This is a genomic window from Candidatus Flexifilum breve (assembly GCF_016713355.1).
The window spans coordinates 1-26,205 of sequence record NZ_JADJPI010000009.1; the positions used below are offsets into that span (position 1 = coordinate 1).

The 26,205-nt window shown below is 60.6% G+C and carries 26 protein-coding genes and 6 pseudogenes; 14 read left to right on the forward strand and 18 right to left on the reverse strand.

The window, feature by feature from the left end; translation table 11 throughout:
* Positions 1–637: 637 nt before the first annotated feature.
* Positions 638–811, reverse strand: coding sequence for a hypothetical protein (locus tag IPK17_RS08800; RefSeq protein ID WP_343417323.1), 174 nt, complete (start codon positions 809–811; stop codon positions 638–640).
* Positions 812–1,140: 329 nt separating this feature from the next.
* On the opposite strand from IPK17_RS08800, the gene IPK17_RS08805 reads away from it, so the two are divergent.
* Positions 1,141–1,479 (forward strand): hypothetical protein, encoded by a 339-nt coding sequence (locus IPK17_RS08805; protein WP_343417324.1) that lies wholly within the window; start codon positions 1,141–1,143, stop codon positions 1,477–1,479.
* A gap of 56 nt (positions 1,480–1,535) precedes the next feature.
* Here the strand turns inward: IPK17_RS08805 and IPK17_RS08810 are convergent, their stop codons facing one another.
* The 5 genes from IPK17_RS08810 to IPK17_RS08830 all read right to left on the reverse strand — a co-directional run bounded on the left by IPK17_RS08810 (position 1,536) and on the right by IPK17_RS08830 (position 3,367).
* On the reverse strand, positions 1,536–1,997 hold the full coding sequence (locus tag IPK17_RS08810) for an NAD-dependent epimerase/dehydratase family protein (RefSeq protein ID WP_343417325.1): 462 nt from the start codon (positions 1,995–1,997) through the stop codon (positions 1,536–1,538).
* Between the two features lie 240 nt (positions 1,998–2,237).
* Complete coding sequence (locus IPK17_RS08815) at positions 2,238–2,726, reverse strand: acyl-CoA dehydrogenase family protein (protein WP_343417326.1); 489 nt, start codon at positions 2,724–2,726, stop codon at positions 2,238–2,240.
* A complete protein-coding gene (locus tag IPK17_RS08820) occupies positions 2,716–3,069 on the reverse strand; it encodes an acyl-CoA dehydrogenase family protein (protein WP_343417327.1) in 354 nt (117 codons plus the stop codon). Before IPK17_RS08820 ends, IPK17_RS08815 begins: the two co-directional genes overlap by 11 nt.
* Complete coding sequence (locus IPK17_RS08825; protein WP_343417328.1) at positions 3,054–3,233, reverse strand: acyl-CoA dehydrogenase family protein; 180 nt, start codon at positions 3,231–3,233, stop codon at positions 3,054–3,056. The genes IPK17_RS08820 and IPK17_RS08825 overlap by 16 nt, the downstream gene beginning before the upstream one ends.
* Complete coding sequence (locus IPK17_RS08830) at positions 3,185–3,367, reverse strand: hypothetical protein (protein WP_343417329.1); 183 nt, start codon at positions 3,365–3,367, stop codon at positions 3,185–3,187. The genes IPK17_RS08825 and IPK17_RS08830 overlap by 49 nt, the downstream gene beginning before the upstream one ends.
* 27 nt (positions 3,368–3,394) lie before the next feature.
* On the opposite strand from IPK17_RS08830, the gene IPK17_RS08835 reads away from it, so the two are divergent.
* From IPK17_RS08835 to IPK17_RS08850, 4 genes are all read left to right on the forward strand, one after another.
* Positions 3,395–3,625 (forward strand): hypothetical protein, encoded by a 231-nt coding sequence (locus tag IPK17_RS08835; protein ID WP_343417330.1) that lies wholly within the window; start codon positions 3,395–3,397, stop codon positions 3,623–3,625.
* A gap of 96 nt (positions 3,626–3,721) precedes the next feature.
* On the forward strand, positions 3,722–4,051 hold the full coding sequence (locus IPK17_RS08840; RefSeq protein ID WP_343417331.1) for a tetratricopeptide repeat protein: 330 nt from the start codon (positions 3,722–3,724) through the stop codon (positions 4,049–4,051).
* A gap of 424 nt (positions 4,052–4,475) precedes the next feature.
* Positions 4,476–5,438 carry a hypothetical protein gene (locus IPK17_RS08845; RefSeq protein WP_343417332.1) on the forward strand — a complete coding sequence of 321 codons (963 nt, stop codon included), beginning with the start codon at positions 4,476–4,478 and terminating at the stop codon, positions 5,436–5,438.
* Between the two features lie 97 nt (positions 5,439–5,535).
* Positions 5,536–5,676, forward strand: coding sequence for a hypothetical protein (locus IPK17_RS08850; RefSeq protein WP_343417333.1), 141 nt, complete (start codon positions 5,536–5,538; stop codon positions 5,674–5,676).
* A 135-nt stretch (positions 5,677–5,811) separates the two neighbouring features.
* Here IPK17_RS08850 and IPK17_RS41000 read toward each other — a convergent pair.
* The 4 genes and pseudogenes from IPK17_RS41000 to IPK17_RS41005 form a co-directional block, all read right to left on the reverse strand.
* A pseudogene (locus tag IPK17_RS41000) lies at positions 5,812–7,180 on the reverse strand (gamma-glutamyltransferase family protein).
* A 55-nt stretch (positions 7,181–7,235) separates the two neighbouring features.
* A pseudogene (locus IPK17_RS40440) lies at positions 7,236–7,319 on the reverse strand (hypothetical protein); the annotation flags it as partial.
* Between the two features lie 201 nt (positions 7,320–7,520).
* Positions 7,521–8,750 (reverse strand): alpha-amylase family glycosyl hydrolase, encoded by a 1,230-nt coding sequence (locus IPK17_RS08865; RefSeq protein ID WP_343417335.1) that lies wholly within the window; start codon positions 8,748–8,750, stop codon positions 7,521–7,523.
* 43 nt (positions 8,751–8,793) lie between these two features.
* Positions 8,794–9,111: pseudogene (locus tag IPK17_RS41005) on the reverse strand (alpha-amylase family glycosyl hydrolase); the annotation flags it as partial.
* 311 nt (positions 9,112–9,422) lie between these two features.
* Between IPK17_RS41005 and IPK17_RS08875 the strand changes: the two are divergent.
* The gene (locus tag IPK17_RS08875; protein ID WP_343417336.1) at positions 9,423–10,442 is read left to right on the forward strand and encodes a ScyD/ScyE family protein; all 1,020 of its coding nucleotides are present in this window, start codon (positions 9,423–9,425) and stop codon (positions 10,440–10,442) included.
* A gap of 76 nt (positions 10,443–10,518) precedes the next feature.
* Here IPK17_RS08875 and IPK17_RS08880 read toward each other — a convergent pair whose 3' ends face one another.
* Both IPK17_RS08880 and IPK17_RS08885 read right to left on the reverse strand, forming a co-directional pair.
* Positions 10,519–10,722, reverse strand: coding sequence for a hypothetical protein (locus IPK17_RS08880; RefSeq protein ID WP_343417337.1), 204 nt, complete (start codon positions 10,720–10,722; stop codon positions 10,519–10,521).
* The gene (locus IPK17_RS08885) at positions 10,704–11,000 is read right to left on the reverse strand and encodes a twin-arginine translocase TatA/TatE family subunit (RefSeq protein WP_343417338.1); all 297 of its coding nucleotides are present in this window, start codon (positions 10,998–11,000) and stop codon (positions 10,704–10,706) included. The genes IPK17_RS08880 and IPK17_RS08885 overlap by 19 nt, the downstream gene beginning before the upstream one ends.
* A 96-nt stretch (positions 11,001–11,096) precedes the next feature.
* On the opposite strand from IPK17_RS08885, the gene IPK17_RS08890 reads away from it, so the two are divergent.
* Positions 11,097–11,735, forward strand: coding sequence for a hypothetical protein (locus tag IPK17_RS08890; protein WP_343417339.1), 639 nt, complete (start codon positions 11,097–11,099; stop codon positions 11,733–11,735).
* Between the two features lie 86 nt (positions 11,736–11,821).
* Positions 11,822–12,152 (forward strand): annotated as a pseudogene (locus IPK17_RS08895) (2Fe-2S iron-sulfur cluster-binding protein).
* Here the strand turns inward: IPK17_RS08895 and IPK17_RS08900 are convergent.
* The 3 genes from IPK17_RS08900 to IPK17_RS08910 form a co-directional block, all read right to left on the reverse strand.
* Positions 12,153–15,584 (reverse strand): serine/threonine-protein kinase, encoded by a 3,432-nt coding sequence (locus IPK17_RS08900; RefSeq protein WP_343417340.1) that lies wholly within the window; start codon positions 15,582–15,584, stop codon positions 12,153–12,155.
* Positions 15,585–15,683: 99 nt separating this feature from the next.
* Positions 15,684–16,088, reverse strand: a complete 405-nt coding sequence (locus IPK17_RS08905) for a Rossmann-fold NAD(P)-binding domain-containing protein (protein WP_343417463.1) — start codon at positions 16,086–16,088, stop codon at positions 15,684–15,686.
* Positions 15,985–16,686: an NAD-dependent epimerase/dehydratase family protein gene (locus tag IPK17_RS08910; RefSeq protein WP_343417464.1), complete on the reverse strand. Its 702-nt coding sequence runs from the start codon at positions 16,684–16,686 to the stop codon at positions 15,985–15,987. The genes IPK17_RS08905 and IPK17_RS08910 overlap by 104 nt, the downstream gene beginning before the upstream one ends.
* A gap of 225 nt (positions 16,687–16,911) precedes the next feature.
* Here IPK17_RS08910 and IPK17_RS08915 point away from each other — a divergent pair, with 225 nt between their 5' ends.
* The gene (locus tag IPK17_RS08915) at positions 16,912–17,256 is read left to right on the forward strand and encodes a hypothetical protein (protein WP_343417341.1); all 345 of its coding nucleotides are present in this window, start codon (positions 16,912–16,914) and stop codon (positions 17,254–17,256) included.
* A 102-nt stretch (positions 17,257–17,358) separates the two neighbouring features.
* Here IPK17_RS08915 and IPK17_RS08920 read toward each other — a convergent pair whose 3' ends face one another.
* A complete protein-coding gene (locus IPK17_RS08920) occupies positions 17,359–18,411 on the reverse strand; it encodes a hypothetical protein (RefSeq protein ID WP_343417342.1) in 1,053 nt (350 codons plus the stop codon).
* Positions 18,412–18,771: 360 nt separating this feature from the next.
* On the opposite strand from IPK17_RS08920, the gene sdhC reads away from it, so the two are divergent.
* From sdhC to IPK17_RS08940, 4 genes are all read left to right on the forward strand, one after another.
* The gene (gene sdhC / locus IPK17_RS08925) at positions 18,772–19,830 is read left to right on the forward strand and encodes a succinate dehydrogenase, cytochrome b556 subunit (protein WP_343417343.1); all 1,059 of its coding nucleotides are present in this window, start codon (positions 18,772–18,774) and stop codon (positions 19,828–19,830) included.
* 115 nt (positions 19,831–19,945) lie between these two features.
* A complete protein-coding gene (gene sdhA / locus IPK17_RS08930; RefSeq protein WP_343417344.1) occupies positions 19,946–21,772 on the forward strand; it encodes a succinate dehydrogenase flavoprotein subunit in 1,827 nt (608 codons plus the stop codon).
* An 89-nt stretch (positions 21,773–21,861) separates the two neighbouring features.
* Positions 21,862–22,638, forward strand: coding sequence for a succinate dehydrogenase iron-sulfur subunit (locus IPK17_RS08935; RefSeq protein WP_343417345.1), 777 nt, complete (start codon positions 21,862–21,864; stop codon positions 22,636–22,638).
* Positions 22,639–22,940: 302 nt separating this feature from the next.
* On the forward strand, positions 22,941–24,281 hold the full coding sequence (locus IPK17_RS08940) for an alpha/beta hydrolase (protein WP_343417346.1): 1,341 nt from the start codon (positions 22,941–22,943) through the stop codon (positions 24,279–24,281).
* Between the two features lie 134 nt (positions 24,282–24,415).
* Here IPK17_RS08940 and prfA read toward each other — a convergent pair.
* Positions 24,416–25,492, reverse strand: a pseudogene (gene prfA / locus IPK17_RS08945) (peptide chain release factor 1).
* A gap of 365 nt (positions 25,493–25,857) precedes the next feature.
* Between prfA and IPK17_RS08950 the strand changes: the two are divergent.
* A complete protein-coding gene (locus IPK17_RS08950; RefSeq protein ID WP_343417347.1) occupies positions 25,858–25,983 on the forward strand; it encodes a hypothetical protein in 126 nt (41 codons plus the stop codon).
* Here the strand turns inward: IPK17_RS08950 and IPK17_RS08955 are convergent.
* A pseudogene (locus tag IPK17_RS08955) lies at positions 25,974–26,153 on the reverse strand (IS982 family transposase); the annotation flags it as partial. The gene IPK17_RS08950 and the pseudogene IPK17_RS08955 sit on opposite strands and share 10 nt — an antisense overlap.
* Positions 26,154–26,205: the final 52 nt, after the last annotated feature.

A 26,205-nucleotide genomic window follows, 5' to 3' on the forward strand; every position in this document is an offset into this window, starting at 1 on the left:
TGGTGAAAATACTCAGCCCCACCCCCGATCCCTCTCCGAAAAGCCCGAAGACGGGACACTAGTAACAATCGTCCTCTTGTAGGGACGCGCTTCGCGCATCCGTGGTTAGCAGGATGATCTTCGAGGCTTGTCCGCAAAATGCGGAAGTATCCAGGGTCGAGTTATGCTCTCAAGCGCCAACAGAGAGCAAGTATGGACTTCGGACACCTTTCACTACAGTAATCTAGGTGCTGGTGGATGACTGGTACGCGGCGGGTTGTTCGGCCTGCTGGTTGTCTCGGACGTGCCTGCGCACATACTCCCGCTGTCTTAATGGGCCCCCTTGCTATGCCGCTAGACAGCGTCAAGTGCTTGAGTTTGTTTGGCGCTTTGCGGGGGGAGGAAAGGAGGAAACCACTCCTCCTCTCTCGCTAGTCCAAGCCAACTTTTCCCTGAGTTGCAGGTACGTTTCCCAGACAGGTTCACCGGAGAGGATGCGCCAAGTTGGCGCGGGAAGCGTGATCGGCTGATCGGCTTGCCGATGTAACCATCGAAGCCGCGGCGCGTTTTAGGAATTTCCACGTCGGCGTCCTGTGCGGTGACGGCGATCCACCAACACTTTCTTGAGCTTCTCGTCGGCTGAATCTGCTTAATGACTTCATAGCCGCTCGTCGTGGGCAGGTTGGAGATCGAGGAACACAATATCCGGGATCGGCTTCATCGCCCGCGCCAGTTCGACCACGCCTTCGCCCGTGGTGTTGATGTAGGACTTGATCCCAAATGGCGCATCATGACGCCAGTAATCGCCATCCTGCAGGCGATCGTCTTCCACCGCCAGCGCGTTGACCTTGGTAAAGTCAAGAAATCGGGCGCGTACACCATGACACCCCCTCACAATCGCGGCTCATCTACTACTATGAATGCGCGATCATAATTAAATGTGCGACAACTTGCAAATCTGGTAGTCCACAAGTCCGCCCCTGTTTTTCGGTGAGAATGCACAGGCAGACATGGGAAGGCGGGGACGGGACTCACCTCACGGAACACTTCCAAGGTTCCCCCCGTCCCTCTCCAGAGAGGATAGGGACAAGTTACTGCATTTGGGTGCATTAGGCGTAAATCTGAGGAGAAAATGCTTCGTAGGGATGCATCACTAACGTCTTGACGAAGAGCGGCGCTGTCCGCTCAGATACCCGTTGGCGGTCGAACCAGTCGGCGGTGCGCCGCAGCCCTTCGCCGGAGATTGACCCGCGGGGCGAACCCCAACTCATTCACCGCCCGCGAGATATCGAAGGCGCGCGCCTTGCGGAAGAAGTCGATGCGGCGCCGGGAAACAGCGGCGGCTCAATCTTGAGCGGCGAACGCCATTTCGACCGCGAATGCGGCCGCATAGACCGGGCGCGAGCGGGATATGCAGGCGCGGCGTGGACGGGCAGCGCGTCGGCGATGAGCTCGACCAGCGTGTTCAGCGTAACCGTTTCGTGCCCCGCGAGAATATAGATGCGCCCGACCGCGTCGGCGCCAGATCCACAGCACGAATACCGTCGACCAGATCGTCAATGTACACCATCTGATAGAGATGGTTTCGCCGGAGCCGATCGCGGCGAAGGGCCCGGTTTTTGATCCCGAACCAGCTTACGAAAGCGCAGATCGCCGGGGCCGTAGATGCCCGCCGGACGAAAGATGACCACGGGCAGACGGTCACGGAAGCGCTGCGCGATCTCTTCGCCTTTCAGCTTGGTTTCCTGATAGATATCGCCGGGATTGTAGGGCGAGTCTTCGGTCGTGGGGATGTCCTTGCAGTCGCCATGCACGCCGACCGTCGAACAGTGGACAAAGCGCCGGATGCCCGCTTCGGTCGCCGCCTCCAGCAGATTCTGCGTGCCGCACGCGTTAATGTCGCGCATCTCCTGGTCAGAGACATTGGTCTGACGGTAGAACGCCGCGATGTGGTAGACCGTATCGATGCCCTGCATGGCCTGCCGGACGGCGTCCTTGTCGCGCACATCGCCGATCACTCTCGGCGGACGGAAACTCCGCGACGGGTCGCCGGACGAGCAACCGCACTGTTTGCCCGTCCGCTATCAAACGGCGCGCCAAATGCCCACCGGTAAAGCCAGTTTGCCCCTGTAAAAGCACGGTCTGTCCCATCGTCACCCCCTCGTATGTGTTCCCCGCGAGTATAGAGAGGTCGAAACTGGGCACCTATGGACCGTTCGGCTACAAACGTCGGGACAGCCGGATAATAAACAACCGCCTTACAAGTCTACGAAAACTCCTGCAGCACGCGCCGCGCGATCACCATGCGCTGAATTTCGCTCGTGCCTTCGCCGATCGTCGCTCAGGCGCTGATCGCGATAGATGCGCTCGACCGGGAATTCGCGGCTGTAGCCGTAACTGCCATGAATTTGGATGGCGTTCCGGGACACGCGCTCCGCGACCTCGGTCGCCATGAGCTTCCTATCGCCGCCTGTTTCGTGAAGTCTTTGCCCTGATCTTTGAGCCATGCGGGAGCGATAGACCAGCAGGCGAGCGGCGTCGATTTCCAGCGCCGCATCCGCGATCATCCACTGGATCGCCTGATGCTCGCCGATCGGCTTGCCGAAGGCGCGGCGCTGCTGCGCGTACTTGACCCGCCTCTTCGAAGGCGGCCTGGCCAGCCTGACGCTCAACGCGCCGATGCCGATGCGCCCGTTATCGAGCGTCGCCATCGTCTGGCGGAAGCCGCGCCCCACTTCACCGAGCACCGCATCGGCGGACGCGCACGCCGTCCAAGCTGAGCATGTGCGTAGGCGAGCCCTTCAAACCCATCTTCTTCTCCGGCGGGTGAATGGTCAGCCCCGGCGACTTAGTATCGACCAGCAGCATGCTGAAGCCGCGCGCGCCTGCATCTTTGTCGGTGCGGCACAGCACCGTGATCACCGGGGCAATGCCCGCGTTGGTGATCCACGCCTTCGACCCGTCGATCACCCACTCGTCCCCCTCGCGCCGCGCCAACGTCTGCACGCCGCTGAGCAGGTCCGACCCGGCATCCGGTTCGGTCAGCGCCAGCGCGCCGAGCACCTCGCCAGAGATCAGCCGGGGAACCACTGTTCATGCTGTGCCGGTGTGCCCCAGCGCTTGATCGGCGCGCAGCCGAGGCCGTTGTGCGCCGCCAGCGAAAGCGCCGTCGAGCCACACGCGCGCCCGAGTTCTTCCATAGCAATCACAATGCTGATCGTATCGACTTCCGTGCCGCCCAACGCTTCCGGCACTTCGAAGGCTGTTCAAGCCGATGTCTTTCATTTTGCGGATCGCGTCCCAGTGGAGCTTGCCCGGTTTCGTCGACTTCGGCGGCGTGGGGTTTGACTTCGCTTCCGCAAAACTCGCGCACGATGCGCTGCCACATCTTTTGTTCCTGATTCAGTTCAAATCCATGTTTTTGTCCAAATCCGGCGGTCTATTGATCGAAATGTACGCCATTCTGCAATATAGTATACCTGACGGGGAGGGACGGTATGCCACGACTTATCAGCGGCTGGGGCTGACGCGCTTGAAGCGGACGGAAGCCTATAAGCAAGCGCTCGACTTCTACAAAAAGGGCGATCTCGATAACGCCCAGGATCAACTGGGCAGGCCATCGACGCGCTGCCGGGCAACAGCATGAATACTACGCGGCGCGCGGGCTGCTCTTCCTCGAAGATGCCGAGTACGAGCAACGGAAGCCGACTTCGTCGAGGCGCTGCGCCTGTTCTCCTACGAGATGCTGGCGCACTATGGGCGCGGCGCGATCGCCTACAAGCGCAAGAAGTGGGACGAAGCGCTCGAACACTTCACGAAGGCCTACCACGCCAAAACTGACCGCCCGGAAACGCTCTACTATCTGGCGCTGACGCACTATCAGGCGGCGAATATGCCAGCGCCGCCGAGCTCATGTTCGCCGCGAACACGCTGTTCGAGAAGGCGAACGACAAGCGCAAAGCCGATTCCGGACGCTGGCTCAAAGAGCTGGCAAAACACCGCCTTCCGACGCAAAAATCGCTGCTGGAAGGTGGCTAGCGGTGATCAGTTCGCAGAGTCAGTTCACGGTTGAACGTGCGATCGCGCCTCGCCCATCCAACCGGGTCGAGACATGCTAGACGACCTGAATCGTTTTTGGGCCAGCGGACGCAATGAATTGCGTCCCCTACCCACCGCCGTTTTCTCGGAGGGGCGCGATTGAGAGGGTGTCAATAAAGGTGTCATCGGTAGGGATGAGGCATGCCTCGTCCTAATTTCTAGAGAAGGATACAGAGGACAAGGCATGCCTTGTCCCTACAAAACCTCTCTCATCAAGATGACTGTGTGCTTTTTAGACAGCCTCTTGATCGCGTCCGCTGTTTCCCCACCCCGATCGGGAGGGGAGCCAGATGCAGGCGCGTCGTTGCCATGCAGTCGATGAGTCAGTGATTTTGACTGTGAACTGTAAACTCTCCACTGTAAGCTCTCCCCAATCTTTTTCTCGTTCAGGAGGTTGTATGCGTGGGTTGAAATGGCTGGCTCTGAGCTTGGCGCTTCTGCTGGCGGTCGACGCGGTCTCCGCGCAGGCGAATTGGTCGGCGTATCTCTTCAACAGCGTGACGCGCGAACTGGTGCGCGTTGGTCTCGACGGGACGCAAACGGCGATCCCGCTGAATCTGCCGGAAGGCGCGTTCCTCGGCGAAGCGGATACCGCTTTCACCAGTGACGGCAACACGTTGGCCTACTGCGCGCTTGACTACAGCCAGGCGAACTCCGTGGCGACGCTCAACGTGGTCGATGCGACGAACGGTATGCCGCTCTATCAGCAGACGGTCGGGCAGGCGCTCGGCTGCTGGCTGGAATACAGCGCGGATAACTCGATGCTGACGGTGGGCACGGTCAACTACTTCGGCGGTGACCCGAACGCGGACGTGTCACGCCCGATCTGGGAGCTGCATATCCTCGACGCTGACAGCGGCAGTCTCATGGCGTCTATGAGTCCGCTCGATCCCGACGCGACCAACCTCGGCCTGCTCAACGACTTCGCCATCATGCCAGACGTGCGCTACTTCGACAACAATCAGGTGATCTTCACGGGCGTGATCTGGGGGTCAGAAGGCGCGCCGATTGAACCCGCGTTCCTGTGGGATCTGAACTCGTCCGCGCTGCAGCCGTTCGACGACTGGTGGCGCTGGGGCTTGTCGGTGAGCGGCACGGATGTCGTGTGGTTGGATAACGACCCGACGCTCCCGGTCGGCAACCCCGGCGGCCCGATTCCGGCGAGCAACGTCGTGCGCATGCGCGATGCAGCGGGCGAAGTCGTGACGATCTATCACAGCCCGATTGGATTTTGGCCGATACCGAATTCATCGAGGATGGGCAGCGGTTGGCGCTCTCCCTGCTCGAACCGTTTGACGAGAGTAACCCGAGCGAGTCCAACGACCTGCGCTGGATCGCGCTGGATCGCGCCGGCAATGTGACCGAACTCGCGACCACGACCGGCTTTTCGCAGGTGGCGAGCGCCCCGGCGGGCTCCGGCTACCTCTACGCGCCTCCGGTCCGGAGGTCGGCAACACGATGACGCTGGAATACCGCGTCGGCGATCAGGTGCAGACGCTGTTCACCGGGCAGTCGGAGAATTCCGGCGCGGCGTGGACTCTGATCTGGACGACGCCGGGCACGCCGGTCAGCGGCCTGCCCGGTTTCATGGTGCAGTAGAAAATGCTGAACCACAGAGAACACAGAGAACACAGAGAAGAAAAGTAGAAAACTAAACCGCAGAGACCGCGGAGAGCGCAGAGAGGAAATCGCTTTACCCCTGCGTGCTTTGCGCCCTCTGCGGTTAATTTTCATCTAAAACGCGGCCGTGAGGCCGTCCTTGCGCGGATCGCTGCCGCCGTAGAGCACGCCGCCCTCCGCGCGGATGATCTGCCCATCGCCGAACAGCCCGCGACCGGCACCAGATACCGTGCGGACGCGGTGCCCCAGCTCGGCAAGGCGCGCCATCGTCTTGACCGGGATGCCGTCCTCAAGCGCGAGCACGCTGCCGCCCGTGCCGTCTTCCAGACACCAGCGCGGGCGATTCAGCGCTTCCTGCGGATTCAGCCCATCGTCGAGCATGGCGCTGATCACCTGAAAGTGTCCCTGCGGCTGCATGAAGCCGCCCATCACGCCGAACGACGCCCACAGGTCGCCGTCGCGGGTCGCCATAGCGGGGATGATGGTGTGATACGGGCGCTTGTTGGGCGCGAGTTCGTTGGGATGCCCCGCTTCCAGCGAGAACAGCGCGCCGCGACTTTGCAGGAACACACCTGTCCCCTGCGCGACGATCCCCGTGCCGAACCCCGTATACAGGCTGTTGATGAACGAACAGGCGTTGCCGTAACCATCGACCACGCTGAGATACACTGTGTCCGACGAGCGAATCGGACTGCCATAATCCGGCGGCTGCATGGCGCTGTTGGCGTGGATCAGCTTACGGCGTTCGGCGGCATAGGCATCGCTGAGCAGCCAGTCGAGCGGCGCGGGATTGGTCGCCATGTCTGCGACGTACTGGCGCGCGTCGGCGAAAGCGAGGCGCATGGCTTCGACCATCAGATGCAGGCGCTCGGGCGAGTCCCACGGCAGACCAGACAGTTGAAACTCTCCGGCAATGTTCATGGCTTGCAGCGCGGCGATCCCCCCGCCCGTTGGGCGGGCATTCGTACACGCGCACCCCGCGATACATCGTCGAGATCGCTTCGTCCCATGTCGAGCGGTGATTTTTCAGGTCGTCGTGCGTCAGGACGCCGCCCTGTTCCTGTACGGTGCGCACAATCGCGTCGGCGATGGGACCGGTATAGAAAGCGGCCGCGCCGCCTTCCGCGACCGCGCGCAGCGTCTGCGCTAAACCCGGCAGCTTGACGATCTGCCCGACCTCCGGGGAACGGCCATCGGGCAGATAATCTTCGGTGTGCGGGCTGGTCTGCAAGAACGACTCGGCGCGTTTCCACCCCGCCCCGAAGACCGGATGCACGGGGAAACCGTCTTCGGCGTAATGGATCGCATCGCGCAGCACGTCCGCGAGCGCCATGCTGCCATGCCGCTGCAGCAGATCTTCCCAGCCCGCCGCCGCCCCCGGCACGCTGATCGCATGCGGCGAGCGGATCGGGATCTCGGACAGGCCGCGCGAGCGCAGATAGTCGGCGGTGAGCTGCCCGGGCGAGCGTCCGCTCCCGTTCAACGCCGTAACCTGCTTGGTTTTGGCGTCGTAGAACAGCGCGAAGCAATCCCCCGCCGATCCGGTCGAAGCCGAACTCGGTCACATTGAGGACGTCGGCGGCGGCGATGGCCGCATCGGCAGCGTTGCCACCCGCGCGCAAAATCGCCAGCCCAGCCTGCGAGGCGAGCGGGTTACTCGTGGCGACCATGCCGCGTCGCCCCACCACCATCGACCGCCGGGATTGAAAATCAAAACTCATGGTATTCATGCTATCTTTCCATCATCTATGTAGGGACGCCCGTTTGGACATCCGCGGCAATCCATGTTTTTGACGGACGCGCAGCCCCGCATCCCTGTAGGACTACGCTTTCGGGCGCAGCCACGCATAGCCATACGGCGGCAGGGTGAACTCCGATGTCACCGCCACATCAGGCTGTAACACATTCTCGAGTGTATCCCATTCCGGTAGATTGATCGTGAGCGGTTCATCCGCCAGATTATGCAGCGCGAGCAGGCGTCCGTCCGGCGTATTGCGCCAGTACGACAGTGACGAAAATGGTGTGTCTTCCAGCCAGGTCAGCTTACCTTTGGCGAGGAACGGCAATGCCTTACGCATCAGGAGCATGTGGCGGATGGTGTGCAGGAGCGAAGTCTGATCGGCCTGCTGCGCCACGACATTGACGTTTTGGAAGCCATAGATCGGATCGCGGATGACATCCGCGTAGAGCGCGTCGGACTGCGTGTTGGAAAACCCGGCGTGCGGCGCGTCTTCCCACTGCATGGGCGTGCGTACGCCGTTACGGTCAGGCAGGTTGATATTGTCGCCCATACCGATCTCGTCGCCGTAATACATGACGGGCGCGCCGGGCATGGTAAAGAGCAGCGAATGCATCAGCTCGATCTTACGGCGGTCGTTGCCCATGAGCGGCGCTAGGCGGCGGCGAATGCCGAGATTGAGACGCGCCCGGTGATCCGGTGAGTAGTAATTCCACAGGAATTCACGGTCCTCTGGCGTGACCATTTCCAGCGTGAGCTCGTCGTGATTGCGCAGGAAAGTCGCCCACTGGCCGTCCTCGGGAATCTCGGGCGTGTTCGCCCAGATGCCGCGTACGGGGGTGCGATCCCCTTTCGCGATGGCCATATACAGACGCGGCATGATCGGGAAATGGAAGCACATGTGGAGTTCGTCGCTATCCCCGAAATACGGCAGCAAATCCTGCGGCCATTGATTGGCTTCTGCCAGCAGCAGACGGTCCGAGTAATGCGCGTCGACGAACTGGCGCACTTTCTTCAGAAAAACGTGCGTTTCCGGAAGGTTTTCGCTGTTCGTGCCCTCGCGTTCATAGAGGTAGGGTACGGCGTCCAAACGGAAACCATCCACGCCGAGGTCGAGCCAGAACTTGATAGCCTTTAACATCTCGTCCTGGACGCGTGGGTTGTCGTAGTTCAGGTCGGGCTGGCTGCTGTAGAAGCGATGCCAGTAGTATTCGCCCGTGGTCGCGCTGTAAGCCCAGTTGGAGCCTTCCGTGTCGATAAAGATGATGCGCGCCTCTTTGTATTTCTCCGTGTCGTCCGACCACGTAGAAGTCACGCATGGGCGAGTCTTTGGTGCGGCGCGCCTCCTGAAACCACGGGTGCTGGTCGGAGGTGTGATTCATCACCATGTCGACAATCAGTTTCATCCCCCGGCGGTGAATCTCCTCCAGCGTCATGGTGAAATCTTCAAGCTGACCATACGTTGGGTGGATACCATAGTAGCTGGATACGTCATAACCGTCGTCTTTGAGCGGCGACTGGTTGATCGGCAGCAGCCAGATACAGTCGACGCCCAGCCACTGCAAATAATCTAGTTTCTGCCGCAGCCCCGTGAAGTCACCGTGACCATCCCCATTGCCATCACTGAAAGCGCGTACATACAGTTCGTAGAAAATTGCGTTCGTGTGCCAGTCCATTTCTCACCGTTTCCCACAGAGCAACATCCGTTACGGATAAGCGTTCGGGTAAAAGCCGTGCGCAGCGAGGTGTCCAAAAGAGCTGGTTGCTAAGGCATCAGGCAAGCGAAATGGGGGCGGGGGCGGCAGTCGTCTCAAACCTACTCAATCGGTCTCTCTCTACAAGTTTATCCATAAAACCATCGTCATATATAACGGGCTCGTCGGCAATAGCCAGCAGTTTGTCAGCCTTCTCTCACGAAGTCCTAACATCTACCAAGAATGATCTCGGCGTTAACCTCGTTGAGATAACGCTTGTTTGGAGGAAATCTATGCGTAAAGTTTTCGCACTGGTACTACTGCTCTCTCTGTTGGTCGTCGCGACCTCCGTCTTCGCGCAGGAAGACAACGTGATCGTCGATGGCCTGCAAAACCCGCGCGCGATCTACTTTGATGACGCGGGCACGCTCTATGTCGTCGATGCGGGCAACGGGGGCGATCAGGAAGCGCCCGGCGATTTTGGCCCGGTGGCCTATGGTTACTCCAGCGGCGTATGGACGCTTGAGCAGGGCGCGGAAGAACCGAGCGAATTGATCGGCGGCCTCATGAGCATGGGCTACTTCCAGAGCATCATCGGCGCGGCAGATGTGGCCGTCACCGAAGATGCGATCTGGGTGCTGCTCTCGCTCGGCGCGGACGATGATGATGATGCGACTCATACCAGTGGGATCGTCGCTTATGATCGCGAAACTCTGGAAGAAATCGCTTTCGTCGATCTTGGCGCGTTTGAAGCCGAAAACAACCCCGACAACGATGAAGTGGTGTCGAACCCGAACGACATGGCGATCGCGCCCGATGGCACGGTCTACATCGCCGATTCGAGCGGCAATTCGCTGCTGAGCTGGACGGAAGCCGATGGCGTACAGTTGGTCAAAGCGTGGGAAGATCTGCCCGTGCCAACCGCGGTTGATGTGGCGGACGATGGCAGCGTGTACGTGAGCTTCCTGTCGGCCTTCCCATTTGACCGGGGCACGGCGCGCATCGAAAAATGGGTGGATGGCGCGTTGGTTGAAACCTACAACGATCTGACGGCGGTCACCGATGTGTTCGTCGCGGCGGATGGGACGGTCTACGCCGTGCAGATGTCGTCGGGCGTGAGTGATACCGGTTGGGTTCCCAATTCAGGCACGGTCGTGGCCATTTCCCCGGATGGCGTCATCACCGACTTGGTCACCGACCTCAACTTCCCCTATGACATCGCGCAGGATGCGAATGGCGTGCTGTATGTCACGCTGAACGCGGCCTACAGCGAACCGGGCACGGGGCAGGTCATTCAACTCGCCGCGGGCTGAGATCCAGCGCCCGTGGGCGTTCGCATATCTTGAGGAACACAAAACGGACGAGAGGCTTCTCGTCCGTTTTTACTTATCAGTTGAGGAACGGCTTATTGCTGTTCGCTGTCGCCGCTGGACCATGTGCCGAAATCAGCACTGCTGCCCGTGCCGTTGCCATTCGCTTCGGCGGGTGGCGGCGGGGCGCTGATCGATTTGGGCGCGGGGCTTTGATATCCGCGGGCTTGAGCGGCGTGAGCGGCTGGCGCACATCGGCGGCGGTCACCTTTGTTTCTTGCATCGTCTCTTCGAGCGGCTTAGTGAGCGGGGCGGCGGCGCGGCCGATCTCTTTGGCGATGCTCTGACGCGGGGGAGTTCCTGCGGAACTTTGACATCCACCCCCGCCGCATCGAATTCCTTTTGCAACTGCTTGGCGGTTTCCACCCACATTTTGCGGATGACCCCGACGTACCGCCCTAACTGATACGACCACGCGATCATGCGTTTCGGGCCAGCCACAACTACCATAATCAGCAGGATCGCGAGCAGTTCCCAACCACCAACACCAAGAATGTCCATTGCCTTACACCCTCTCCATCACCCCTTAAGGATACTACAAATTGGCACAGGAACGAGAGCGCGTTACACTTGTTCCAAAAATCACAAGGAGTTGCTATGCTCGCGTTCACCATCATCAAGGGCTTGATCAAACTGCTCCTGACAACCAAAACTAAGCGTTCCGGCGTGACCGGCTACCTCGCGGTGGGCAGTAATGGCTTCGAAGACTATGTCGCGATGGGCAGCGGGCTGCGCCAGCACGGCTATCCCGCGCCGGACAGTGACCTGAACGTGGCCATCGGCGGTGGTGGCTACAGTCAAATCGGGCGACTGGTGGTTGGCGGTCAGGGCGAAGGCGGCGGCAGCACGGCGGAAGACGCCTACTTGATCAGCAGCGTGGGCTCGGGCGGGGGCTTCGGCGTGTTCGGTTGGCTGCTCATCGATTCCGCGTGGCTGCGCGTGTATCCGCTGGTGGGTGTGGGCGGGCGCGGTTCCGGCGTCAGCGTGCGCCCCAAGAACAACACGTCGCGCGGCGTGAGTCTAGGCTCGGGCGGCGCGAACCTCGTCGCGGGCGTCGGTCTCGAAGTCCGCATCCCCTTCAGCCGCTCGTTCCGCCCAATGATCGGCGCGCAGATCGGCTGGCAGTGGCAGCCCGCGGGCGGGTGGCAAGGTGATCTCAGCGTCGAGCCGGAAGAATTGGGCTTGCGTCCGACCTCCGCACCCTACATGCGGGTGCTGATTGGTCTGGGCGGGTAAATCCGCTATTCTGTGACAATTGATAAGGGTAGGGACGCGCAACCGCGTGTCCGCTGCTGGCTATTGTTGAGCGCAGACTGGATTCCATGACGCAGACGCACGAACTCACCATTCTGATCGACGACGAAACGCGCCGCTTATCCGTGCCTGCGGGCGCGAATTTGCGGCGCGCGCTGCTGGAAGCTGGCATTTTCTCCCTATGGCGCGGTCACGCGTTCCGTCAACTGCGGCGGGCGCGGTCTGTGCGCGACCTGCGGCGTGCAGTTCGAGGCGGGTGAACCCGAGCCGATCCACTGGCATGACAAACTGGCGAAGGCTGGCGGCTATCCGCGGCTTTCGTGTCAGATCAGCGTGGATCGTCCCATGACGATTCGCATGCTCACCGATAAGATCATCTGGGGCAAACTGCCGCGCTGATCACGCTTCCAATTCGGCGATAAGGTCGGCAATCGCGGTTTCCGGGGCGGCGGCGCGCCCTTTGCTCCACCACTCGGTTTCGCGGCGTACCTCCTGCTTGAGCTGTTGATAGGTCGGGTCGTGCTCGCCTTCCAGCGTGCCGAGCGTCTCGATCACCCCGCCAATCTCTGCCGCGCGGCGGTCGCGCCCCTGCTGATGCAGCACCCGCGCGGTGTTGAGCAGCACATGCGCCATCCGCGGCTTGGTCTTCGTGTCCAGCGCGATGCGCAGCGCCTCCGCCAAAACCAGATAAGCCGCGCGATAGCCGCCAAAGCGCGCGTGAATCAGCCCGAGCGACGCCAGATTAATCGAGCGGATGATACGGTCATCCAGCCGCACAGCGAGCGCGAGACTCTCCTCGTAGGCGGCGCGCGCATTGGCGTGCCGTCCCTGCGCCACGAGCAAATCGCCAAGGCTGTTGAGCGCATAGGCCAGTTCGCGTTCGTCGTTGCTCGCGCGGTTGATGCTGATCGCTTCTTCCATGTGGGCGCGGGCGTCGCCGTAGCGCCCGAGCTCTTTGAGGCTCGCGCCGAGGTTGTTGAGCGCCCGCGCCGCGCGGATGCTGTCGCCCAACTGCCGGGCGACGCGCAGCGCTTCACCGAAGCGCGTTTCCGCTTCTTCGTAGCGTCCGCGGCCATAGTGCAGCATGCCGAGGTTGTTGAGGCAGTCATACATGCCGATCGGATCGCCGATCACGCGCATGATGCCGAGGCTGTCTTCGTAGTAGCCGCGCGCGCGGTCGAATTCGCCCAATTGATAGTAGGCGGTCGCGAGGCGGTTGTAGGTCAGCGCGATGCCGCGGCGGTTGCCGACCTCGCGGTAGAGGTCGAGGCTCTCCTCTTGCAGTTTGATGGCGGGCTGGTATTCGCTCAGACCGTAGAGCGTGATGCCAAGGTTGCCGAGCACCGCTGCCCGGTCGCCGCGCTCCGTTTGGATCGCCAGCGCCTGCTCGTAGACCTCTTTCGCGCCTTTGAAGTCGCCGCGCAAGACGAGCACGCTGCCGATGTTGCTCAGGCTGGTGGCCTCGTTGGCAATATCGGTCTGCTGCCGCGCGAGATCGAGTGCTTGCTGGGCGTACTGTGTCGCGAGTTCCCATTCGCTCTTGTGCCGCATGATCTCGCTCAGGCCGTTGTAGATGCGCGTGCGCATGGGGGCGTCCGCGCCCGTCAGCGCCACCTGATAGTGATCCGTCGCTAGGTCAAACTGACCGCGGCGCAGCGCGGCCTCGCCGAGCAGCGCGAATACGCGGGTTCGGTCAAGGTCGAAGTGCAGCGCGAGATGCAGCAGCCGTTCGGCGCGGTCGTATTCCGCCGTCAAGCGGATGAGGTATTCGCCCGCCCGCAGCGCATACGTGAACGCCTTGCCCGGTTCGCCCGCCTGCCGCCAGTGTTCGGTCAGCCGTTCGGCATAGGCCGGATCGTCTTTATAGGTCACTTCGATGCCTTCGGCGATCTGGCGATTGATCGTTTTGAAGTCGTCCGGCGCGATCTCTTTGAGCAGGAACAGGCGCAGCTTATCGTGTGCGAAGCGCCACGCGCCATCCGCCACCTCGATCACCGCGGCGTTGGCGCAGGCGGTCAGCCACGCTTCGACATCGGTCACGCCGAGCGCGGGCAGCAGCTTAAGGTTGATCTCGCGCCCGGCCACCGCCGCCTGCCGCAGTGCCGGACGCGCCCACGCGGGCACGCGCAGCATGCGCCGCCGCACCACATCCTGAATGCCACCTGCTATCACGCTCTTGGGCAGCGTCGCGCGCCCGACTTCACTCATGCCGCCGGATTCGTCGAGGAGCACGCGCACGACTTCCGTGATGAAGAAGGTGTTGCCCTCGGTCTCTTTCTTGATCAGGTCGAGCACAAATTCCTGCTTACCCGCTTCGCCGAGCATCGCCTCGCTGAGCGTCGCGATCTCGGCGTCGCTCAGCCGCGCCAGCTTGACCACGCGCGCCCCGGCGATCTGTTCCGGTAGTTTGGGCGCTTCGTCGTCACGGTACGAACCGATGATCAGCCACGACCGTTCGCTGGCGAAGGTCAGCAGTTGTTCCAGCACGTCGAGGCTTTCTTCCGCCCACTGCAAATCTTCGAGCAGGAGCAGCACGGGCTGCTCCTGGCGCAGAATCATGTCGGCGATGGTCAGCACGAGGCGCTGATGCGACGCGCGGCCATCGAGCGGCGGCGCTTCGGGCGGCGTGCGCCCCAGCAGCGCGTCGATATCGGGCACAATGGCGCGCAGCACACCCGCTTCCAGGTCGCTGAGCGGCGTGCTCAGCACCAGGCGCCGCACCACGTCGCGCCACAGTTCATAGGGGGGACTGGGCTGCGACATGTGACCGCGCAGCACCAGCGCCCCTTTGACGAGCGCCTGAATGCGCAGTTCTTCCAGCAGGCGCGACTTGCCCACCCCGGATTCGCCGCCAACCAGCCACGCCGATCCCGCCCCACCGAAGGCGGTATCGAGCGCCTGACTGAGCAGCGTCATTTCGGCTTCGCGCCCCACGAAGGTCGACGCGCGGATGTAGCTTTCGCGGATTTCGAGGCTTTCCGGCGGCAGTGGCTCGGTGACCGCTTCAACCAGCGCCGCCAGCGCGTGATCCGCCGTTTGGAAGCGTTCTTCCGGCTTTTTGACCAGCAGCCGCGCCAGCACCGCGCCGATCTTTTCGGGGAGCGGCGAGACATCCGGGATGTGGCTGTAAATCTGGCTGATGAGCTGCGCGGCGTTCTTCATGTTATACGGGAACTGACCGACGAACATTTCGTACGCCATCACGCCGACCGAATACAGGTCGGAGAGGATCGACGGAGAAGAATCGGTCAGTAATTCCGGCGCGAGGTAGGCGAGCGTCCCGGTCATGCCGGTGGTATTGTCGTTCGGCATGTTCTTTTCGAGCGCGAGGCCGAAATCCAACACTTTGACGCGCCCGCTCGGTTCAACCAGCACATTCCCCGGCTTCAGGTCGCGGTGAATGACGCCGCGCCGATGCAGGTAAGCGAGCGCGCGCAGCGTTTCCGCCAGCAGCCGCGCCTGCTCCGACGGCGGGGCGCCGAGCCCGGCGGAGGTCAGCGTGCGCGCGTCCCGCAGCAGATCCATCGTGAAGTAGGGCGAGCGCTGCGCGTCGAAGCCGTAATCGATCACGCTGATGATGTTAGGGTGGCGCAGCGAGGCCAGCGTGCGAAATTCATGCGAGAGGGCGACGCGCAGATGATCGAGCGTGTCCTCTTCGGGGGCGTCGGGCAGCGAAACGCGCTTGAGCGCCAGCATCTGCCCCGTCAGCCGGTCTTCCGCGCGGAAGACCGCGCCCATCCCCCCTGCGCCCAGGCGCTCGTGAAGTCGATACCGGTTGCCGATGACGGTCGTTTCGGGAATCATGCCTGTGCCGATCGCTGCTCTCACCACCAGCGCCGATCATACCCGATCAGATGAGTCCTGCCTAACCATCGGTATAGATGCATGTTGGGTAATGCATGTAAAACTGGTTGCGCACAGCGCAGGGGATCAGCGCCCGCTGATGAGCGTCTCGCGCGCCCAGGCCAGCGTGCGCTCGAACGCTTCCTCCGCGCTGATGATCGGCGCATAGCCGAAATCGCGGGCGGCTTTGTCGTGATTGAACCAGAAATCGCGGCTGGTCGCGGCGACGGTGTAGCGGCTGAGGATGGGCGGCTTGCCCTTGCCGCCCGACAGCCTGTAGGTGAGTTCACTCCCCTGCGCGAGGATTTGGGCGGCGCCCGCCGGGAGCGTGGTCGTCTGATAGGTGAGGTTGAGCGCGGTGAGGTAGCGCTCGAAGAAATCGAAGAAATTATCCGGCGCGTGGTCGGTGATGAAGTAGCACTGCCCGGCGAGCGCGCTGCCCACGTGCAATCGGTCGACAGCCAGCGCAAACGCATAGGCCGCATTGTCGATATAGACGTGATTGAAGCGCGCGCGCCCGTCGCCGATGCGTGTAAAGCGCCCCGAGCGGTCGACCGGGGAATGACATTCGGGAAACGGTGCTTGTCGTGTTCGCCATACAGCCCCGCCATGCGCAGCGAACAGGTGGCGAGCTGCTCGCTGTTGGCGGCGATCGCTCCTGTTCGCCGAGCATTTTCGTCTCGCTGTAGTAATCGAGATGCTGCGCCGGATACGGCAGTGTTTCATCACCAGCGCGGATCGGCGTGCCGTCAAACACCGCGTCAATCGAGCCCGTGTAGATTAGCCGCGGTACGTGGTTCGCCCGGCACGCGTCAATCGTCTGCTGCACGCCAAGCACATTGATGTCATACATGAGCGGTTGACGAGTGGGCAGTTGATTGACATAGGCTACGGTGTGGATCACGGCGTCCATGCCCGCACAGGCGGCCAGCAAAGCCTCGGCATCACGCACATCGCCACTCAGCGAGGTCACGCCGCTTTCCGGACAGGGCAGCAAATCAAAGCTCGTCACCCGATGACCTGCCTGGTGGAGCAAACGAGCGAGCGCGCGTCCCAACATCCCCGCGCCGCCAATGACCAGTACGTGCATGCCTGTCACTCCCGCTGCCTGAGCGAATCGCCGACCGTGTACTATCGAGTATACGGATTGAGTCGCGCCCGCAGACTTGAGAGTTGAGTAAACGCCCCAGTGGTGGAGATAAATTGCAGATACGTTGACTTCAGTTCGTGTTGTTTGAAAATCTTAACTTAAAATTCATACTCTTTCGTTTACATTGATGATCAGACATGAAATCGATTAGATAGTGTAAGCGCCATGATCTTTTCAGTCGGTTTGTACGGAGAAATCCATAAGAATGACGCGCGACGGTGGATGAATTCGCTGCGCCGCTATGCGCAAGGCCAGCCCGCCACGTTCTACGCGCTCATCGATCTCAGCCGTGTTTCGTTCATCGGGACGACCGCGCGCGTCGAATTTGCCGAAGCCTCACAGTTACCTCAGGTCAAAGAACTGCTGTTTGTCGCCAGCGAACCCCACATGCAGCAAGCCGTGCACATGATCGCGGTGCTCGGTAAACCGCACGCCATCCACATATTCAGCAGCGTCGACGATGCGCGCCAATACGTCGAGCAAGCGCATTCGTGCTCCAACGCGTCGTAGCGGACATACTGCACAGGCGATCACTTCAAAATCGAGAGTCTGTTGACCTCACCCTAACTCGCCCCTCCGTGCGGAGAGGCGAGTTGCAGGTCGTACACCGCGTTACTGCGGGATATACACCGCGTTGGTCGGCACCCAGATCTGCTGGCCAGTACACGCGATCCACACGTGCGCGAAGTCGCCGCTGAAGTCGGTGATGTACCACGTCCCCGCCGGGAGCGCCCATGGGAGCTGCGTCGCGAGATCCGGTTGGTAGAATACGGGCGCGCCCGCCGGAATCTGGTACACGACCGCGTTGGTTGGCAGCGGGTAAATGCACGCATCGACCGACGCGGAACCGCTGCCCAGCGTCATGAAGAGGAAGGCAACACCTTCGCTGTAGCAGCCACACGGTTCGCCGGGTTCAAGCGTGGAAATCATGATGATATAGGTCACACCCGCCTGCAAATAGATCTGGCCATCGTCGTCAAAGTTGGCGAGGCAGTTGGCCAGCGGGGTGGTCGCTTCAAAGCCGCCCTGATAAATGCTGAACCAGATGTCGATCGTTTCTTCTTCTTCGTAGAGATCGTAGTAGGTGTAAACCCCGCTGATTTCCGGCGTGAATGGCTCATAACCGTACAGATAGCCGGCGGGATCGTCCGCGATTTGCGTGCAGCCGTTGCCATCATCGTCGGGGCGACCGTCCGGCAGGATATCGAGCCACTCACTTGCGCTGAAGTTGGCCAAACCGGGGTATCCGAAGGCGAACTCATAGCTGCCGGTGCCACCGTCGTCGTAACTGGTGGTCACAAAGGTATAGCTGCCCGGCGTGAGCGACAGAGACTGCGCATAGTCCAGCATGGTGACACAATTGGCCAGCGGATTCAAAGGATCAAACCCGCCTTCGGGGTAGATGATGACGACGATGTCGACCCAACTGTAGAAATCGTAGAAACCCCAATAGGCGGCATCCGTCAGATTGACGGTTTGCGTGGTGTAGTAGAAGGGGCCTGAGCCGCCGTACAGCGCGCCACAACCGTCCGGGCGATCGACCATGGCGGGACTGGAAATATCGAGCGTGCCGCTGAAAAACACACTGCCATCCGCGAAGGTGGGGACGGCCGTAGCGGCGAAGAGGACGAGCATCAGCGTAACGAGCAGAATGAGTCGTTTCATGTGCTTTCTTCCGGCTATTCACTTTTAGATAAATACAGGTTCGTGCCTAAGTCATTATAGGGTGATTGTGGATCAACCAGACCGGGGGACTCACGAAAAATCCGTGAAAAATGTCATGAAAAACCGCGGGGTTCCGGCACCGTCAGGCTCACGGGGAAGTCGCGCTAGCGAAAGCTACGTTCACAACGTTTAGAATTTACTAAATTTAATGAAAATTGAGCGGTTTGTTTTTTGCTCTCACTGAGGCAGGTGCTATAATCCCCCGCATATCATGCCGTAGTGCAAGCCGCGTTCGGCGGCATCGCTGGACCACAAGCCGCCACCTCGAAAAATACCACTGTTCATGAGGAGCTATTCACCTTGACCTCGTTAGTCTACACCGTCACGGAGACGCTGCGGTATCGCGGCGGGATCGGTCAGTGGAGTTGGGTACTCCACCGTCTTTCAGGCTTAGGCGTTGTCCTATTCCTGACACTGCACGTCATCGACACGTCGTGGGCGGTCTTCTACCCGGAACTGTATGTCAAAGCCATTGCCGCGTACCAGAGCCCGCTGTTCACCATCGGCGAATTCGGCCTCGTGGCGGCAGTGATCTACCATGCGTTGAACGGCCTGCGCATCGCCATCTTTGATGCGCGTCCGGTTCTGTGGAAGCATCAGGCGCGCGCCGCATGGTTTGTCCTCGGCGGCACGGTGATCATTCTCATCCCCGTCTTCCTGTTGATGTTCACGCACGTGCTCGAATTCTATTCGTCCGGGCGCGTGGTGCTGCCCATCACCGAAGTGCTGGCGGAACAACTGCCATTCGCGGTCGGCATTGCCGGCGCGGCGATTGTCGCCATCCTCGCTTCCGCGTTGATCGGTCTGGTGTCGGGCAATCAGAAGCCCGGGCGCGTCAGCAAAGGCCCCGGCGCGCCGATTGAACGCTTCTGGTGGGCGTTCATGCGCTTGAGCGGTTTGATCATCGTCCCGCTCGTGTTCGGTCATCTGGCGATCGCGCACATCATTCAGGGCGTGTTCGACATTACGGTCGCTGGCGCAAGCGTGGCCGGTGTGCCCATCGTCGCTGACGCGGCTAACACGCTCGCCAACGGCATCAACGAATCCGGCACGGCGGTGGAATATGTGGCGGAACGCTGGGGTTACCTGCTCGGTCCCATCGCCCTGTGGCGCATCTATGATATCGCGCTGCTGGCGCTGGTGACACTGCACGGCTTCAACGGTCTGCGCTACGTGCTGACCGATTACACGCAGAGCAGTGCTTTGTTCCGCCGCGCGGCGGTCATCCTGTGCATCATCGCCGGGGTGGTGCTGCTCACGGTCGGCGGTCTGGCGCTCATCGGCTCGATTGAAATGGATGCTGTCCGCGCCGCGACGCAAGCCGCCGAAAATCTCGGCCTGCTGCATGTAGGCGAATGACCTGTCGAAAGTTGAAAGTTAAAGGTTAAAAGGGCACAACGCTGACTTTTAACTTTCGACTTTTAACTTTTAACTTAAGCGAACGACATTAGGGATCAGAGTTAAAGGTTATCCTATGAAGACACATCAATACGAAGCGCTGATCGTCGGGGCGGGTGGCGCTGGCTTGATGGCTGCCCTGTATGCCACCAAAGGCGGCGCGAAAGTCGCCGTGATCAGCAAGTTGTATCCCACCCGCAGTCACACAGGCACGGCGCAGGGCGGCATCGGCGCGGCGCTCGGCAATCTCGAAGAAGACAGCCCGCTGTGGCACGCCTATGACACGGTCAAAGGCGGTGACTATCTGGCGGATCAGAACGCGGTCAAGGTGTTGACCGAAGAAGCCATCGACGCCGTGATCGAACTGGAACACATGGGCCTGCCCTTCGACCGCACGGATGACGGCAAGATCAGCCAGCGCCGGTTCGGCGGTCACACCAGCAACTTCGGCAAAGCCCCAGTGCGGCGCGCGGCGCACGCCGCCGACCGGACTGGTCACATGATTTTGCAGACGCTCTACCAACAGTGCATCAAGCACAACGTGACCTTCTTTGACGAATTCCACATGGTCGACCTGATCCGCAATGGCAATACGGTCGTCGGCGTGGTCGCGCTGGAACTCGGCACGGGCGAGCTGCACATCTTCCACAGCAAAGCGACCCTGTTCGCGACGGGCGGCTGGGGGCGCGTGTGGTCGGTGACGAGCAACGCGCACAGCCTGACGGGCGACGGCGCGGCAGTCGTTTATCGCCGCAACGTCCCGCTGCAAGACCTTGAGTTCTATCAGATTCACCCCACCGGCATTTACAAGATGGGCATCCTCATCACCGAAGGCGTGCGCGGTGAAGGCGGCGTGCTGATCAATGGGCGCGGCGAGCGCTTCATGGAAAAATACGCGCCGAACATCAAAGACCTCGCCAGCCGTGACGTGGTCAGCCGCTCGATCTATCTGGAAATTCGCGACGGCAACGGCATCAAGGGCAAAGACTACGTCTACCTTGACGTGACTCCGGCGACGGTCAATCGCTACCTCGCGGAAGCGGGCGAAACGCGCCGCATCACCGAAGAAGATGTCGAGAAGAAGCTGCCCGACATTCTCGAATTCTGCCGCGTGTATCTCGGCGTCGATCCGGTCAAGGAACCGATGCCAATTCAGCCGACGGCGCACTATGCGATGGGCGGCATTCCGACCAACGTGGACGGTGCCGCGGTCAGCGATGAAAACTGGACGGTCATCCCCGGCTTGTACGCGGCGGGCGAATGCGCTTGCGTGAGCTGCCACGGCGCGAACCGTCTCGGCACGAACTCGCTGGTCGACCTCATCGTGTTCGGTCGGCGCGGCGGCAAGGCGATTGCCGAATACGTCAAGAAGGCGGATTATGTCCCGCTGCCTGCGTCGCCGGAAAAAGAAGTCACCGCGGAATTCGAACGCATCCGCAGCAGCCAGGGCAAGACCCGCCCCGGCGAACTGCGCCAGATCATGCAGAAGACGATGATGGCCGATGTCGGCGTGTTCCGCGAAGAAAAAGGCATGAAGGCCGCGCTGGAGACACTGCGTGAACTCAAGCACCGCTACAATACCGACATCCACATCGACGACAAGGGCCAGAAGTTCAACACTGACCTCGTCGAAGCGTGGGAGCTGGGCTGCCTGCTCGACTTGGCGGAACTGACGACCATCAGCGCGCTGAACCGTACCGAAAGCCGTGGCGGTCACAGCCGCGAGGATTACCCGAAGCGCGACGACGAAAACTGGCTCGTGCATTCGCTGCTGACCAAACCGGAAACCGAAGAAGTGTATGCCAAGGGCGCGCAGAACCCGATCGTCAACTGCGACAAGAAGGTCGATATGTCGCTGGCAGAAACCGACGAACGCTTCAAACCCAAGGTGAGAACGTACTAGACGAAGTAATGAGTAACGAGTAATGAGTTGATCTGTTCTTACTCATCACTCGTCACTCATTACTATCTCTTAGAGAGGTGAGCATACTCATGAATGTGACTTTCCGTATCCGGCGGTTTAACCCGGAAGACCCGACCAAGCAGCGCCCGTACTTTCAGGAATTCACCCTGAGCGAAGTCGAGGCGAACGACCGCGTGCTCGAGCTGCTCCACCGCATCAAGTGGGAGCAGGATGGCACGCTCACGCTGCGCCGCGCGTGCGCGCACGGCATTTGCGGTTCCGACGCGATGCGCATCAACGGCGTCAACCGACTGGCCTGTAAGGTGCTGGCGCGCGAATTCATCGACGGCGATAAGCCCGTCAAGATACAGATCGAGCCGATCCTTGGTCTGCCCGTGCTCAAAGACCTCGTCGTCGATATGGAACCGTTCTTCGACAACTACAAGCGCGTGATGCCGTTCTTCATCAACGACACCGCGCTGCCCGCCAACGGCCGCGAACGACTGCAAACGCAGGAAGACCGCGAAAAGTTCGACGACACGACCAAGTGCATTCTGTGCGCGTGCTGCACGACCTCCTGCCCGTCCTACTGGACCAACGGCGAATACGTCGGCCCGGCAGCGATTGTGCAGGCGCACCGCTTCATCTTCGACACGCGCGACGAAGGCGCGAAAGAACGCCTCGACGTGCTGTCCCAGCCGAACGGCGTGTGGCGCTGCCGCACGATCTACAACTGCACGCCTGCCTGCCCGCGTGATATTCAGGTGACGCGCGCCATCGGCGAAGTCAAGCTGGCGATCCGCAACAGGTCGACCGAAGGCATTATCACCGAAGTCGCGTCGCACAGCCGCGCTGGCAGCGGCTGATATTGCCATACCCCCGCTTGCTGCGCAAGCGGGTGAGGGGCGCTGGCTAGGATCCATCTGTAGGGACGAGGCATGCCTCGTCCTCGGGTCATCTAAGAGAAACCCCCGGACGCGCAGAAGCGCGTCCCTACAAAGCCGGTTCTAGTGGGACGGTTGAGGAAGCGAAACGGGGTGAGGTCGGCAGGTCAAAGATTCGTCAAATTCCGGCGCAAAGACGCCCCTCTACGGAGACGCACCGCTATAATGACGGTGCGTTTTTGTTTTGGGCCTTTGCCAGAGGCAAAGACATTGTAGGAGGCTTTATGAAACGGCTTATCGTAATAACACTGGCGCTGCTGCTGGCGCTGCCCTTCGGGGTATTCGCGCAGGAAGCAACCGAAGAACCCACGGTCGCGCAGGCGCAAACGGTACTGGATCGACTCATCAACGGCGATTTCGCGGGCATTTACGAGCAGTTCAGCCCCGAAGTGCAGGCCGCGCTGACCGCCGAGCAACTAGAAGGCGCGTGGGGAGATTTGGTGCAGCAGGTTGGCGACTTTCAAGGCTTGATCGCAACCGACTATGCTGCCGACAGCAACACGGCGATTCTCCACTTAAACTTCGAACTGATCCCGCTCGATCTGCTCGTGACGTACAACGCCGACAATCAAATCAGCGGTTTGCGCTTTGCGCAGTCGTCACTCCAGCCAACCGCCGTGCCGACGTTCAGCGATCCGCCCTACGCCGATACCGCCGTGTTCAGCGAAACCGAGGTGATGATCAATGCCGATGGCGCTTACCCGCTCCCGGGCACGCTTTCCATGCCAGCGGCGGATGGCCTCGTACCCGCCGTCTTACTGTTGTCCGGTTCTGGCCCGAATGACCGCGACGAAACCCTGTACAGCAACAAGCCATTCCGTGACCTGGCGTGGGGGCTGGCCACACAGGGAATCGCCGTGCTGCGCTTTGACAAGCGCACGCTGATTCACGGCGCTGGCAGCGATCCAACGGCGCTCACGATTGACTTTGAATATACTGAAGACGCGCTGGCGGCGTTGGAACTGCTGCGCGGCACCGAAGGCATCGACCCGGAACGCATCTATGTGGCGGGTCATAGTCTGGGCGGGTATATTCTGCCGCGCATTGCCGCTCAAGCGGCGAACATCGCTGGCTTGATCTATCTGGCGCCCCTTGCGCGTCCGATCCAGGATGCGATCGTCGATCAAACGCGCTATCTCGCCGAACTCGACGGGACGGTCAGCGCGGCGGATCAGCAGGCCATTGACGCTATGCAGGCACTTTCCGATCAGATCAACGCGCTGACGGAAGAAGACGCCGACGATGATACGCTGCTCTTCGGCGCGATGCCCATCTACTATCTCGATTTGCAGGGCTATGATCCGGTGGCAACGGCGGCAGATCTCGACCTGCCGATGTTGTTCATTCAGGGCGAACGCGATTATCAGGTGACGGTCGCGGATGAGTTGGTACTGTGGCAGGCGGGCCTAGAGAGTCGGGATGACGTGACGTTCGCAACGTTCCCCACGCTGAATCACCTGCTGTTCCCGGGTGACGGCGCGCCCTCGCCGCAAGAATACCAGACGCCCGGTCATGTGGATGGCGGCGTGATCAATACGATTGCTGATGGGATCGAAGCACAATAGGACTGAGGACTGAGTGCTGAGGACTGGAGCCGGGCATCTCTGCACTTTACGATTTGACGCTAAATCCGGCTATCTGTAGATGAACGGGACTGAGGACTTGCTTAGTCCTCAGTCCTTAGTCCTCAGTCCTCGCTCTAAGCGATGCTTTCGCCCGCCGCCAGCTTTTCCGCCTGATCGCGCGTGATCGACTCGTCGATGAATTCGTCGATGCCGCCTTCCATGACCGCGGGCAGGTTGTAGCTGGTCAGGTTGATGCGGTGATCGGTCACGCGGTTCTGGGGGAAGTTGTAGGTGCGGATCTTCTCCGAGCGGTCGCCCGTGCCCACCTGACTCCGGCGTTCGTTCTCCTGCGCGCTGCGCTGCCGTTCAATTTCGATTTCGTACAGCCGCGCGATGAGGATGGCCTTCGCTTTCTCTTTATTCTGCAACTGGCTGCGTTCGTCCTGCACCGCGACGACGATGCCGGTCGGGATGTGCGTGAAGCGCACCGCCGAGTCGGTGGTGTTGACCGACTGTCCGCCCGCGCCGCCGCTGCGATACACGTCCACGCGCACGTCGTTCATGTTGAGCGCCACGTCGACTTCGTCCATCTCCGCGAGCACGGCGACGGTCACGGTGCTGGTGTGCACGCGCCCCTGCGATTCGGTTTCGGGCACGCGCTGCACGCGATGCACGCCGCTCTCGAACTTCAGACGGCTGAACGCGCCCTTGCCGCGATCTCAAACTTGATTTCCTTGAAACCGCCGACGCCAGTATCGCTCTGGTCGATCACGTCGATCTTCCAGTTGCGCGCCGTCGCATAGTAGCTGTACATGCGGAACAGATCCGCCGCGAACAGGCCGGATTCATCACCGCCCGCGCCCGCGCGGATTTCCATAATGACGTTCTTCTCATCGCGGGGATCTTTGGGCAGCAGCATGACTTTCAGTTCTTCGTAGAGCTTGTCAGTGCTGGCTTCGAGCTGCGCGACTTCTTCGCCCGCCATCGCCAGCAGATCCGGGTCGCTTTCATCGGCGACCATGAGGCGCGCGCCTTCCAGCTCATCGAGCCTGACCTTTGTACAGGCGGAATGCATCGACGATCTCCTGCAAATTGGAGCGTTCTTTGCTGTACTCGGCGATCTTGGTGTAGTCGTTCATCACCTCGGGGTCGCTCAACAGCCGTTCGAGTTCTTCGTACCGTGTCTCGATGCCCGCCAGCTTGTCTAACATGGGTGCGCCTCTAATCCGCGTATTTCTATCGCTCTCGATTATAGGGGATGATCGGCAGACTGAGGAGAGGCGAGTCTGTGGGCAGCAGGTTTCAACCTGACCTCTAAATGAGGTTATCCGATGGTGAAGACGGTATCGAGCCAGCGTACTTTTTGACTTCAATGACCTTACCCCAATTTGGCGGACACCGGAAATGTCCGTTAGGCTGAGCGTGAGGTGTGCGATAGGTTACAAGAAAGACACGAATGAGTTCAAACGAGATGTGCTGGGGATGGTAGCGGAAGCCAAGCAGGGCGTCGTCAAGATCGAGCGCGACCTCAAGCTGACACCAGGCTTAATCTATAAGCAGGCAGCAGCGGTACCGGGTGAAGGATGCGGGCCTGCAATTGAGCGAGGAACGGCCAGCGCAAGCGAAACTACGACTGCTCAAGCGCACGTTGGCGGTCGTCAAGCAGAAGCGGGACATTCTAGAAAACGGCAGTTACGGATAAGCATTGGCTTCAAATTGGCAAGCGTCAAGGTGAAGCAAGGGTTTCTCGGGTTGATGGCAATAAGCGATCAGTCCACAGAGCAGATTGTCACAGAAACTGAGCGGGCTGCGATGACGTGTATGTTCAATCTGCGAGATGGTTCTGAGTTGGTCGGTAATGGACCAAATTAGGTTCTCGAAAAAAATCCACGAACGGATGTAGGGTGCACCTGTGTGCGCGCTC